Consider the following 12,116-nt stretch of genomic DNA (forward strand, 5'->3'; position numbering starts at 1 on the left):
TGAATTTTTGATGACATCGAGCCTGCCATGACCGCCAAACGCACCCCAATCTGGCAATCGATTGCCGCTTCTCTGACGGAAGACATCACCGAAGGCCGCTACGCCCCCGGCGAAAAATTACCTACCGAAGCAGAGCTTTCGGCGCGATTTGGCGTCAACCGACACACCGTGCGGCACGCAATAAAATCCATGTCCGAAAATGGCTTGGTGCATGCGCGGCGTGGCGCAGGTGTCTTTGTGGCTCAAGTTCCCACAGACTATGCCATCGGCAAGCGTGTGCGCTTCCACCGCAATCTGGAGCAAGCGGGTCGACTGCCCGGCAAGGAGGTCCTGCACCTGGAAACCCGCACGGCCGACTCTGCGGAAAAGGAAGCGTTGAAGCTCTCCGAAAACGCGCGTGTGCATGTCTATGACGGACTTTCGCTTGCGGACGACAACCCGATTGCCGTGTTCCGCAGCGTATTCCCTGCCGCGCGCTTTCCGATGCTCACGGACCAACTGGCAGACCTGCGGTCGGTCACGGCAGCTCTCAAAGCCAACAATGTGTCGGATTACACCCGCGCCTGGACACGCCTCACAGCCAAGCGCGCCACAGCCACACAAGCGCTCCATTTGCGCCTGAACGAGGGTGATCCGATCTTACGCTCTATCGGCGTAAACGTGGATGCCAATCAGACTCCAATCGAGTTCGGCACCACATGGTTCGCCGGAGACCGGGTCACACTCACCTTGTCAGAGTAACGTCACGTGCAAAAAGATATCTCCACATAGTTTGAAAAAGTGACCCTGAAACGTCACGGCGGCGACACATAAGGACTGTAGAGATGGCGCAAAACAATTTGAGCACATCCACATGTCCAAACCCACCCTGTCCCTGCGCCTCACCGGCGCCAAAGTTCTGTGCGACGGCCTCCTTCAGGAAGACACGCTTGCAATTGAAAATGGATTGATCACCACCGGCCCGTTGCCGGAGGTAGACCTGACCGGCTATCTGCTGATGCCGGGCATCATCGACATGCATGGCGACGCCTTTGAGCGTCATATCGCGCCGCGCCCCTCCGCACCCTTCCCGCTGGAAATGGGCCTGCGTGCCACCGATCGGGACGCCGCCGCCAATGGGGTGACCACCGCATGGCTGGCCCAGAGCTGGAGCTGGGAAGGCGGCCATCGCGGCCCCGAAGCGGCAGAAACCCTGCTTGCGGCGATGGACCACTACCGCGATCACGCCGTCAGCGACCTGCGCATTCAAATCCGCTGTGAAACCCACACCGTGGACACGGGCGAGCGGCTGCTGTCCGCTGTGGAGCGGCACAAGGTCGATTATGTGGTGTTCAATAACCACCTCGAAGAGGCGCTCTATCTGGCCCGGGAAAAACCCAATGAAATTGCGCTCTGGGCACAGAAAGCCGGGCGCACGCCTGAAGAACACATGCGCCTCGTGCGCGCCGCTTTTGACCAGTCCCCAAGGGTGCCGCGCTACCTCTGTGCCATGGCAGAACGCTTTGACGCGCTTGGTGTGCGCTATGGCAGCCACGATGACCCGGACGGCGACACCCGCGAACGCTACTCTGTGCTGGGTGCGCGCATTTGTGAGTTTCCAACCGCACGCGGCCCGGCCGCCGTGGCCAAGGCGGTGGGCGACCACGTGGTGATGGGCGCCCCCAACATCGTGCGCGGGGGCAGTCAAGCAGGCAATATCAACGCCGCCCGTCTGGTGGAGGAAAACCTTTGCGACGTGCTGGTGTCTGACTATCACTATCCGGCGCTCGCTAAGGCGGCCTTTCGCATGGTGGACGACGGTCTATGCGACCTGCCCAAGGCTTGGGCGATGATCTCGACCAATGCGGCGCACATAATGGGGTTGTCGGATCGCGGCACACTTGTGCAGGGCAAGCGCGCCGATGTCGCTATTGTGAATGCCCAGACCCATGCCGTTGAAGGCACAATCTGCGCTGGGCGCATCACGCATTTGACCGGCGAAGCGGCACACCGCTTCTTTGCCAACCAGCCCACCTCACGTCTGGCGGCGGAATAAACCGCCAGACCGCTCAGTGGCTTCAGGTTTCGTATTTTTCTAGAAAGGCTTCTGCCTTCAGCGCGCGGAAATCGGCAAGCGCCGCGCGCAGCCGCCCATGCTCCCAATCCCACCAGGCCAAAGCCATCAAACGGTCCGCCACTTTCTCACTGAACCGCCGCCGCATAGGCGTGGCTGGCATGCCCGCCACGATCATGTAGGGCGGCACGTCTTTGGTCACCACGGCCCCGCTGGCCACAATGCTGCCATGACCAAGCGTGACCTCTGGTTTGATCATCGCCCCATGCCCAATCCAGGTGTCATGCCCTATAGTGGCCACACGACTTTGGCGATGTGCGAAGAAGGCTGCATCCGGCTCGGCATCGTCGAAATAGTCGTCGGACCGATAGAGAAAGTGGTGCAAAGAGGCGTTTTCCATCGGATGGTCCGTCGCCCCAATCCGACTAAACGCAGCAATGTTGGCGAACTTGCCAATCTTGGCATTGGCCACCTCCGCCATCCGGTCACAATAGGAGTAATCCTCAAAATGCGCAGAGATAATCCGACTGCCCTGCCCGATCTCCACATAGCGCCCAAAGGTAGCGTCATGCAGAATGCAATTGTCATGGATCAACGGTGTGTTGGCTGAGAGTTTGGGCATCTTTGGCTCCCCTTTAAAGTGATTTTGGACGTCCGGCTGCAGTTGCGACCCCGCAAAAACCACCGCCGGACGCACCCTCTCAGTGACCGCTGTCATCTGCCGCAATGAGCTTGCGGCGCAGCCAGCCAGAGAACCAATCCATCACCATCACCATCAAGATGATCAGCACAATGTAGTAGGTCACCTCTTCCCAGTCCTTCTGGGTGATCATGGCCTGGGTGAGCATCAACCCAATGCCGCCCCCGGTGATGGCGCCGATGATGGTCGCGCTACGGGTGTTGGATTCCAGATAATAAAGGATCTGGCTCAGCAGGATCGGGGTGATTTGCGGAATAACACCAAAGCGATAGCGTTGGATTGGCTTAGCCCCTGTCGACTGAATGCCTTCAATCTGCTTCTTGTCTACGTTTTCAAGCGCTTCCGAGAACATTTTGCCAAAGCTACCTGTGTCCGTGATCAGGATCGCCAGAGCGCCGGTAAGGGGGCCAGGCCCAAATGCGCGGGACAAGACAATCGTCCAAATCAGCGCATCCACGCCGCGGAAAAAGTCAAAGAACCGACGTGTGACTTGGCGCACCACCATAAATGGCGAGAAGTTCTTCGCCGCCATAAACGCCAGTGGCAATGCCACCATCGCGGCGCCCATGGTGCCGAGGAAGGCCATCAAGATGGTTTCAAAGATCGCCCATGCCACGTCCTGATGGCGCCACATCTTGTTGGTCCAGAAATCCTGCCAAATCTGCGCATGTTCCCCGCCCAGCGCGCGCGACATCACCTCACCAACGCTCAGGCCGGAATACGGGCTGTCCAGGGTAAAGAAGAACAGCTCCCAACCGTTGAAGTAGCGGAACACTTCTGTCCGGTTGCGCGTGATGGTCAAACGCCCGGCCTCCGTGGTGATGGTCATCCGGTTTTTTGACGCGTTGATCCACTCTGGAGTTTCGTCAGTCGGCAACACCGCCTGCACGCCTTTCGCGCGGCTAGGTTGCGCCGTTACAATCCCATATTCCGGAATGGCGTAGCTGACAAAATTGTCTGCGCCAAAGGTCACAACGTGCCCGTCTCCCAAATCAATGACCGTCTCGGTCTCGCCACGGGTCACCCACTCTGGTGACGTGCCGTCGGGATAAGTGCCCTTGCGCTCACCTTCTATGGCGGCGCTGATCTCTCCGGTGCGATTGTCACGCGTGACATGCGTCTTGTAGCTGTAACTGTCCGCCACCAAGGCGCGGGCGTTATCCACTTCAAACCGCTGCGCCAGTCCCGGAATGTCAAAGGCGAAGAATATGTAAGTCAGGTAAGCAAGCACCATGGCAGGCAGACCGAAGCTCATTAGCTTCTTACGATTGAACAGACGGTCGGCCTCGACCTTCAGCAGATCGGTTTCATTGGCAGTGATGGTCATGACGCCACTTTCTGAGTTTTGCCGTGTGTCAGGCGCTCGCGCACCACGGAAGAGAGTTGATCGACCGCTACGATGGTCAGGAACAACAGCAGGAAAATTGCCATGGCGTCGTCATACTGACCTTTGCCCCAGCTCATGGCGTTGCGCAGTTCGTAGCCAATGCCGCCTGCACCAACGAAGCCAAGGATCGCCGACGCGCGGATGTTGATTTCAAAACGCAGCAGCGCGTAGCTGAAATAGTTCGGGGCCACCTGCGGGATCACGCCAAGCCACATCCGTTGTGACCAAGAAGCCCCAACCGATTGCAGCCCCTCGATCGGCTTAAGGGAGGCATTCTCGTTGACCTCAGAGAACAGCTTGCCGAGCGCGCCCGCTGTATGGAACGCAATGGCAATCATCGCAGGCACTGGCCCGCCGCCCATCACAAAAATTAGCACCAGCGCAATCACGATCTCTGGCATCGCGCGCATTATGTCCATCACCCGGCGAAACAGCGGGATAAGCCGCGGCCACTTCGCCATGCCGCGCGTGGACAGCAGCGACAGCAACATACCCAGCATCGCCCCCAACAGAGTGGAAGCGGCGGCAATATTGATGGTCTCGATCAGCGATGGGAAATACGTCCAAAGATTGCCCGGCAATTCCGCAATCTTCTCGACCGCTTCGCTCAACACCTCTTTGGGGAAATCAAAAAACCGGTGCAGCCCGTCCCAGAAACCGCCTGCGTTCCGGTCATCTGCAATCATGAAACCGGTGACCATTAACGCGATAAACACCACCAAGATGATGCCGTCCATCATCCGCTTGCGTCGCATCTGCGCCATATAGTCGGCGCGGATGTCCAATACGCTTGAAGCCTGATCTGTCATGATCACCCTTTCCTTGAAAAACAGGCCCCGCAGAAACAAACGGGGCCTGCCAAAACCAAGTGTTCTTGGCTTAGTTGGACTTCAGCTTGCGTGCCTCGATGATCACCTCATAGGCGTCATGCCCGATTGGCATCACACCTTTGGCCTCGCCAGACAGAACGCCATAGGCGCAATCCGGATCAATCGACGGCAAGGACGCCATCAACGCAGTGAACTTGACTTTCACGTCCTCTGGCAGCGCTTTGCGCAGAACAATCGGACCTTCTGGGATCGGCTTGGACTGCCAGATTTTGACCAGCTCGTTCATGTCCACAAGGCCAGCATCCACAGCGCGACGCAGTGCACCAGAGTTGTAGCCGTCTTCCCATTCGCCCAGACCGTCAGCCCAGGTCACACCGCCGTCAAAGTCGCCGTTATTCACACCAACGATGGTCTGCTCGTGGCCGCCGGAGAACTTTACTTCGCCGAAGTAATCACCAGAGGTCATAGTCGCGCCAGTAGCTTCCGGAATTTCGATGGATGGGATCAGGAAGCCGGAGGTGGAGTTTGGATCACCAAAGCCAAAAGTCTTGCCTTTCATGTCTTCCAGCGAGGTGATGCCGCTGTCTTTGCGGGCAAAGCCAATGGAGTAATATCCGTAACCACCGTCCACGTTTACTTTTACCAGGATCGGCTCAACCGCTTCCGGGTCGGACAGATAGGTTTTGGCGTAGCCGGATGCACCCAACCAGGCCATGTCGATGGTACCGCCCAGCAAGCCCTGGATCACGCCGTTGTAGTCTGCCGGGGCGAAGAGTTTGGTTGGAACACCCAACACTTCTTCCGTCTTTGCGCGAAGGCACTCGTTGTTGTTCAAACGGTCCTGAGCGTTTTCGCCGCCCAAAAGGCCAATGCGGAATTCGCTGATGTCTTCTGCCACAACAGGTGTGGTCAGGGCGGTGGTTGCCAGTACGGCAGCGAGCAGTTTTTTCATCGTGGTCTCTCCAGTTGGTAAAAACCCCACGCTGTTCGCTGCGTGGGGCATGATGAAAGTCAGGCAAGTTCGAGATCGGCGTGCTCTTTGGCGGTGCGGTCCAGCGTCTCGATCTCGGTCGAGGTGGCCGCTTCGCTAAAGGAGGCATCTGCGCCGTAAATGTCGCGCGCCACACCGGTGGTCAGCTGCTCTGGGGTTCCGTCAAAAACGATCCGCCCGTCGCGCATCCCAACAACGCGGTCGCAATAGCGGCGCGCAGTGTCCAGCGTGTGCAGGTTGGCAATGACCATGCGGCCATCTTCTTCATGAATCTGACGCAGCGATTGCATCACCACCTGCGCGTTCATCGGGTCCAGCGAGGCAATCGGCTCGTCAGCGAGGATAATCTCAGGATCCTGCATCAACGCGCGGGCAATAGCGACACGTTGCTGCTGACCACCGGACAAGGCTTCAGCTCGCTTAGCCGCATGTTCGGCAACACCAAGACGCGCGAGAATGTCGATGGCGCGGTGCAGGTCTTCGTCGGGGAACAGGTTGAACATTGTGGCCAAAGTACTGCGCCGATTGAGCGTGCCATGCAGCACGTTGCTGACCACATCCATCCGCGACACAAGGTTAAACTGCTGGAAAATCATCGCACAATCGCTCTGCCAACGTCGCTTGTCACCACCACTCAGCGCCGTGATGTCTTTGTCGCCAAAAACAATCTGCCCACTGGTGTGGTCCGTCAGGCGGTTCAGCATCCGCAGGAACGTAGACTTCCCCGCCCCAGATCGCCCGATGATCCCGATCATCGCGGGCTTCTCCACAGTCAGATTGACCGCATCCACAGCCACGTTCGGCCCAAAGGCCTTTGTCAGATTGTCTACTTTCAGCACAGCGCATCCCCAACTTTGTTGGGATCGCAATACGGGCGCTGCTCAAAGAAAAAGTGTCAGTTCCTTGAACTTTTTGTAACCATGTACCGGAACCGTCCTCCAAAGCCCCACGACAAACAAAAGGCCACCGCACGCAAGAAGCAGTGGCCATTCTTATTTTCCCCGAACCAAAAGCCTGCCCTCATGGCAGGCTGAACTTACATCGGCCTGTAAACCTCAAGCCGCCGCGTTTTGGGCGCCATCCGTAGGAATGTAGTTGAGCACCGGCGCCAACCAGCGTTCTGCCTCTGCAAGTGTCATACCCTTGCGCGCCGCGTAGTCCGCAACCTGATCGCGCTCCACTTTGCCAACGCCAAAGTAATAACTTTCCGGGTGGCCAATATAGAGCCCGACAACAGATGACCCCGGCCACATCGCCATGCTCTCCGTCAAGGTAACGCCGGTGGCCGTTTCTGCGTCAAGCAGTGAGAACAACGTCCGCTTTTCGGTGTGGTCCGGTTGCGCCGGATACCCCGGCGCAGGACGGATGCCTTTGTATGGCTCACCAATTAAAGCCTGCGGATCAAACTGCTCCTCTGAAGCATACCCCCAGAACTCCCGCCGCACGCGCTCGTGCAACATCTCGGCCATGGCCTCGGCAATGCGGTCTGCCAGCGCTTTCACCAGGATGGCACCATAATTGTCGTTGGTCTTGTCGAGCCGCTCGGCAATCTCAATCTCTTCCGGCCCCGCGGTCACCACAAAACCGCCAACATGATCCGCCCCCTTACCTTCAGGCACGACAAAATCAGAAAGCGCCACATTTGGTCGATCTCCGCGCTTACTTGTCTGCTGGCGCAGGGTGTGCAGCGTGCTCAACATCTCGCCGCGGCCCTCATCCGCATACAGCCGGATGTCATCGCCCACCGCATTTGCATGCCAGAAACCAACCACAGCGCGCGGTGTGAACCAGCGCTCCGAGATGATCTTCTCAAGCATCGCCTGAGCGTCCGCAAACAACGCCCGCGCTGCTTCCCCTTGTTTTTCATCATCCAGAATTTTGGGATAAACGCCGCGCAGCTCCCAGGTCTGAAAGAACGGCGTCCAGTCAATGTACCGGGCAATCTCCGCAAGGTCCCAATCCTCGACAACCCGCGTCCCCGTGAAGCTTGGCGCAACCGGCGTATAGGTGTCCCAATCCAGCTTCAGCGCGTTGCCTCGCGCTTTGGCCAGAGGCAGGCGGTTCTTGGCCCGCTCACTGCGCTCGTGCTTTTCTGCCACATCGGCATATTCCGCCTGCAAGGCCGCAACATAATCCGGCTTTTGCGTTGAGCTTAGCAGCGCCCCAACCACGCCAACGGCACGGCTGGCGTCGGTCACATACACCGCCTGCCCTTTGTTGTAACGCGGCGCGATTTTCACCGCCGTATGCACACGAGAAGTGGTCGCGCCGCCAATGAGCAATGGAACATCAAACTCTTCCCGCTCAAGCTCTGTCGCAAGGTGAACCATCTCATCCAGTGACGGCGTGATAAGCCCGGACAGCCCAATGATATCGACGTTCTCATCCCGCGCCACTTCCAGAATTTTCTGTGGCGGCACCATCACGCCAAGATCAACAATCTCGTAGTTGTTGCAGGCCAGAACAACCCCGACGATGTTCTTGCCAATATCGTGCACATCGCCCTTAACCGTGGCCATAAGGACCTTGCCGGCAGACTGACGCCCTTCGCCTCCGTTCTGGCGTTTTTCTTCTTCCATATACGGTAGCAGAACCGCCACCGCCTGTTTCATCACACGCGCGGATTTGACCACCTGCGGCAAGAACATCTTTCCCGCGCCAAACAGATCGCCCACCACGTTCATGCCGGCCATAAGAGGCCCTTCAATCACATGCAAAGGCCGCTCTGCCGCAAGGCGCGCTTCCTCGGTATCCTCCTCGATAAACTCGGTGATGCCATTGACCAGCGCATGTTCCAAACGCTTCTCAACTGTCCATTCACGCCAGCTCATGTCCTTCTCTTTGCCCTTCGCTCCGCCCTGTCCGCGGTAACGCTCGGCAATATCGAGCAGGTTTTCGGTCGCGTTGCCACCGTCTTTGGGCAGTCGGTTCAGCACCACATCTTCACAGGCTTCGCGCAGTTCTGGATCAATCTGGTCATAAACCGCCAACTGGCCCGCGTTGACGATCCCCATATCCATGCCAACCTTGATCGCATGATAGAGAAACACCGCATGCATGGCCTCCCGCACCGGCTCGTTGCCACGGAAACTGAACGAGAGATTGGAAACGCCACCGGAAACATGGCAATGCGGCAGGTTTTCCCGGATCCACCGTGTCGCTTCAATAAAATCGACGCCGTAGTTGTCGTGTTCCTCAATCCCGGTCGCCACAGCAAACACATTGGGGTCAAAGATAATGTCCTCAGGCGGGAAGCCCATCTCCTCAACAAGAATACGGTAAGCCCGCGCACAGATTTCCGTTTTGCGCTCAAAGGTGTCCGCCTGGCCGGTCTCGTCAAAGGCCATCACCACCACCGCAGCGCCATAGGCCAGACAAAGGCCCGCGTGATGCCGGAACGCCTCTTCGCCTTCCTTGAGGCTGATGGAGTTCACAACAGACTTGCCCTGCACACATTGCAGCCCGGCCTCAATCACCTCCCATTTGGAGCTGTCGATCATAATCGGCACGCGGGCAATGTCCGGTTCTGAGGCCACCAGGTTCAAGAACTCGATCATCGCCTGTTTGCTGTCGATCAGGCCTTCATCCATGTTGATGTCGATGATCTGCGCGCCATTCTCAACCTGATCGCGCGCCACATCCAGCGCAGCGGCATAGTCGCGGTTCACGATCAACTTCCGGAACCGGGCGGAGCCGGTCACGTTGGTACGCTCGCCGACGTTCACAAAAGGAATATCTGGGGTCAATACAAAGGGCTCAAGACCTGAGAGGCGGAGATAAGGAGCGGTCATTTGGTCACCTCACGAGGAGCAAAAGGGGCAACGGCATCGGCGATGGCGCGGATGTGATCTGGGGTTGTGCCACAGCACCCCCCGACCAGATTGACGATCCCCTCACGGGCAAACCCTGCAACCTGAGCTGCCGTTTCATCCGGCGTTTCGTCGTATTGGCCAAAGGCATTCGGCAAACCCGCGTTGGGATAGGCACAGGTCATCGATGTCGCGACACCAGCAATCTCGGCCATATGGGGGCGCATCGCTTCTGCCCCAAGTGCACAGTTCAGGCCCACGGAGAAGGGTCGCGCGTGGGCTACGGAATGCCAGAACGCCGTCGGTGTTTGCCCCGACAGCGTCCGACCGGAGGCATCCGTGATTGTGCCCGAAATCATAATTGGCAAACGCTTCCCGGCGCGCGCAAAACTTTCAAACGCCGCAAAAATGGCCGCCTTGGCGTTGAGCGTGTCAAAGATCGTCTCGATCAGGATCAAATCCGAACCGCCCTCGATCAACCCATCAATCTGCTGTCCATAGGCGATGCGCAGGTCGTCAAAGCTTACCGCACGAAAGCCCGGATCGTTCACATCCGGACTGATCGACGCCGTGCGGTTGGTTGGCCCCACTGCCCCGGCCACAAACCGTGGCCGTCCGTCTTCTGCCTGCGCCCGATCCGCGGCCCGGCGCGCCACCTGGGCACCAGCGACGTTCAGATCATGCACCGCATCTTCCAGCCCGTAATCAGCCTGCGCGATTGTCGTGGAGGAAAATGTGTTGGTCTCGAGAATGTCTGCGCCCGCCATGGCAAACTCAAACTGGATATCCTCAACCGCTTTTGGCTGGGTCAACGCCAACAGATCATTGTTCCCTTGTTGCGGCTGGTCTGGATCATAGTGATGACGGCAGCCTGGACCATGGATGTGCCCTTTGGCGGTGAAGTCTTCCTCCGACATGTTCAGCTTCTGAATCATCGTGCCCATTGCGCCATCCAGAACCAATATCCGGTCTTTCGCGAGCGCACGCAGCGTTGCGTGGGCTGGGGTTTCTGGCAGGGAAAAATTGAGCATACCGCAGGTTCCGATCATCTATGTTGGTCGGGCTTATAGCCTAGCTTAAACATGAGAGAAAAATGATGATCCCAAAGGATGATTATGAACACTCTTCATAATCAAAGAGGGATACCGTGTCTGGCAATCTTTACGCCCCCCAGCTTCCGTCACCGCTCTGCAGCGCTTCACACGACAATTTGACTTTTGCAGGGACAGATTTCTTCCTACATTCAGGGTCTGTTTTCTTGAGGGACATTGACATGCTCACCCGCCGACATTTCCTAATCACGTCCGCCGCATTGTTCTCGGCACCCATCGCCGCACCTGTCAGTGCAGCACCCATTTCAGACCGATCACGGTGGAACAGCTGGGACCGGCAGGTCACTCCTGCCAACTATGATCCAGCCACCTCCAACCCCTGGGGCCTACATGCCAGATTTCTACCGCAACGCGTGAAAGCCAACGACGGCCTGACGCCGGGGGACATCCATGTCGATGCGGTGGCGCGGTATCTGTACCACATTCAAAACGATGGCACCGCGATGCGCTACGGCGTCGCCATTGCCAAAGGCAATCTCTACGAACCCGGCACCTACACAATCCGCCGCAAAACCAAATGGCCCACTTGGACCCCGACTGCGCAAATGATCAAACGCGAGCCGGCCGTCTACAAACAGCACGAGAACGGAATGAATGGCGGCCCCTCCAACCCACTCGGGTCCAGAGCCTTCTACCTATACGTCGGAAACCGCGACACCTACCTGCGCATCCACGGTTCTCCCTCGCCAAGCTCCATCGGCGGACGGGCAAGTTCAGGATGTGTGCGGATGGTCATGCCGCACATCAACGACCTTTATGAGCATGTTGCTACGGGGTCGACTGCGGTCCTACACCCCCCTGAGGACGCGGTGACGTCCACAACTTAAACAGCGCGCCTATTCCGGTGGCCGGGAGCACAGCGGGTTCCCCGCCTTCGCCCGCAACGGCAGGTACGTCGTTTCGACCGGCCCCACATGCCGGTACTCATAACACCCGTCTTCAGGGTTGATCCGCACTGTGGTGAGATCCTGATACGGTGCTGCAATGGCAACCAGATTGTCAGAGAGATTGGTCAGGTGGCCTTCCGAATTTGTGCCCCCTAAGTCACTACAGCCCGCCAGAAAAAATGCGAAACCGGCCACACCGCAAATAGTCTTTGTCATAATCATCTCCAAAATCTGCATTTTTGTTTGTGTCTCAAGCCAAGACAGGCTGCCATTCAAAACATCGTGACGCCGCTCAGCTCGGATTTCCAATCATCGACAACACTCCCTGCGGCCTGCCAAAACCTGAC

11 protein-coding genes are annotated in these 12,116 nt (G+C 57.8%); 3 read left to right on the top strand and 8 right to left on the bottom strand.

Going from position 1 to position 12,116, the window contains the following annotated elements; translation table 11 throughout:
- The first annotated feature begins 27 nt into the window (after positions 1-27).
- Together phnF and SIB38_RS17585 are read left to right on the top strand one after the other, a co-directional pair.
- On the top strand, positions 28-741 hold the full coding sequence (phnF, locus tag SIB38_RS17580; RefSeq protein ID WP_294119163.1) for a phosphonate metabolism transcriptional regulator PhnF: 714 nt from the start codon (positions 28-30) through the stop codon (positions 739-741).
- 112 nt (positions 742-853) lie between these two features.
- On the top strand, positions 854-2,035 hold the full coding sequence (locus SIB38_RS17585) for an alpha-D-ribose 1-methylphosphonate 5-triphosphate diphosphatase (protein ID WP_294119164.1): 1,182 nt from the start codon (positions 854-856) through the stop codon (positions 2,033-2,035).
- 22 nt (positions 2,036-2,057) lie between these two features.
- On the opposite strand, the gene SIB38_RS17590 is transcribed toward SIB38_RS17585, so the two are convergent.
- The 7 genes from SIB38_RS17590 to SIB38_RS17620 all read right to left on the bottom strand — a co-directional run bounded on the left by SIB38_RS17590 (position 2,058) and on the right by SIB38_RS17620 (position 10,801).
- A complete protein-coding gene (locus SIB38_RS17590) occupies positions 2,058-2,675 on the bottom strand; it encodes a chloramphenicol acetyltransferase (RefSeq protein WP_294119165.1) in 618 nt (205 codons plus the stop codon).
- Between the two features lie 79 nt (positions 2,676-2,754).
- A complete protein-coding gene (gene phnE / locus SIB38_RS17595; protein WP_294119166.1) occupies positions 2,755-4,080 on the bottom strand; it encodes a phosphonate ABC transporter, permease protein PhnE in 1,326 nt (441 codons plus the stop codon).
- Entirely contained in the window at positions 4,077-4,949 is an 873-nt protein-coding gene (gene phnE, locus SIB38_RS17600; protein ID WP_412550711.1) for a phosphonate ABC transporter, permease protein PhnE, read from the bottom strand. Before phnE (SIB38_RS17600) ends, phnE (SIB38_RS17595) begins: the two co-directional genes overlap by 4 nt.
- Before the next feature lie 70 nt (positions 4,950-5,019).
- Positions 5,020-5,922 carry a phosphonate ABC transporter substrate-binding protein gene (phnD, locus tag SIB38_RS17605; protein ID WP_294119170.1) on the bottom strand — a complete coding sequence of 301 codons (903 nt, stop codon included), beginning with the start codon at positions 5,920-5,922 and terminating at the stop codon, positions 5,020-5,022.
- A 59-nt stretch (positions 5,923-5,981) separates the two neighbouring features.
- Positions 5,982-6,800 (bottom strand): phosphonate ABC transporter ATP-binding protein, encoded by an 819-nt coding sequence (gene phnC / locus SIB38_RS17610; protein WP_412550712.1) that lies wholly within the window; start codon positions 6,798-6,800, stop codon positions 5,982-5,984.
- Between the two features lie 216 nt (positions 6,801-7,016).
- On the bottom strand, positions 7,017-9,752 hold the full coding sequence (gene metH, locus SIB38_RS17615; RefSeq protein WP_412550713.1) for a methionine synthase: 2,736 nt from the start codon (positions 9,750-9,752) through the stop codon (positions 7,017-7,019).
- The gene (locus tag SIB38_RS17620; protein ID WP_294119176.1) at positions 9,749-10,801 is read right to left on the bottom strand and encodes a homocysteine S-methyltransferase family protein; all 1,053 of its coding nucleotides are present in this window, start codon (positions 10,799-10,801) and stop codon (positions 9,749-9,751) included. The genes metH and SIB38_RS17620 overlap by 4 nt, the downstream gene beginning before the upstream one ends.
- Before the next feature lie 242 nt (positions 10,802-11,043).
- Between SIB38_RS17620 and SIB38_RS17625 the strand changes: the two genes are divergently transcribed.
- Positions 11,044-11,709, top strand: coding sequence for a L,D-transpeptidase (locus SIB38_RS17625; protein WP_294119177.1), 666 nt, complete (start codon positions 11,044-11,046; stop codon positions 11,707-11,709).
- Between the two features lie 9 nt (positions 11,710-11,718).
- On the opposite strand, the gene SIB38_RS17630 is transcribed toward SIB38_RS17625, so the two are convergent.
- Positions 11,719-11,985, bottom strand: coding sequence for a hypothetical protein (locus tag SIB38_RS17630; RefSeq protein WP_294119178.1), 267 nt, complete (start codon positions 11,983-11,985; stop codon positions 11,719-11,721).
- Between the last annotated feature and the right edge of the window lie 131 nt (positions 11,986-12,116).

Source organism: Shimia sp. MIT910701 (assembly GCF_047126315.1).
Lineage (GTDB): Bacteria > Pseudomonadota > Alphaproteobacteria > Rhodobacterales > Rhodobacteraceae > Shimia.

What these genes read in the sequence shown, in the direction of transcription:
- phnF (WP_294119163.1), top strand. Translation starts at nt 28, where the DNA reads ATGACCGCCAAACGCACCCCAATCTGGCAATCGATTGCCGCTTCTCTG.
- SIB38_RS17585 (WP_294119164.1), top strand. Translation starts at nt 854, where the DNA reads ATGTCCAAACCCACCCTGTCCCTGCGCCTCACCGGCGCCAAAGTTCTG.
- SIB38_RS17590 (WP_294119165.1), bottom strand. Translation starts at nt 2,675, where the DNA reads ATGCCCAAACTCTCAGCCAACACACCGTTGATCCATGACAATTGCATT.
- phnE (WP_294119166.1), bottom strand. Translation starts at nt 4,080, where the DNA reads ATGACCATCACTGCCAATGAAACCGATCTGCTGAAGGTCGAGGCCGAC.
- phnE (WP_412550711.1), bottom strand. Translation starts at nt 4,949, where the DNA reads ATGACAGATCAGGCTTCAAGCGTATTGGACATCCGCGCCGACTATATG.
- phnD (WP_294119170.1), bottom strand. Translation starts at nt 5,922, where the DNA reads ATGAAAAAACTGCTCGCTGCCGTACTGGCAACCACCGCCCTGACCACA.
- metH (WP_412550713.1), bottom strand. Translation starts at nt 9,752, where the DNA reads ATGACCGCTCCTTATCTCCGCCTCTCAGGTCTTGAGCCCTTTGTATTG.
- SIB38_RS17620 (WP_294119176.1), bottom strand. Translation starts at nt 10,801, where the DNA reads ATGCTCAATTTTTCCCTGCCAGAAACCCCAGCCCACGCAACGCTGCGT.
- SIB38_RS17625 (WP_294119177.1), top strand. Translation starts at nt 11,044, where the DNA reads ATGCTCACCCGCCGACATTTCCTAATCACGTCCGCCGCATTGTTCTCG.
- SIB38_RS17630 (WP_294119178.1), bottom strand. Translation starts at nt 11,985, where the DNA reads ATGACAAAGACTATTTGCGGTGTGGCCGGTTTCGCATTTTTTCTGGCG.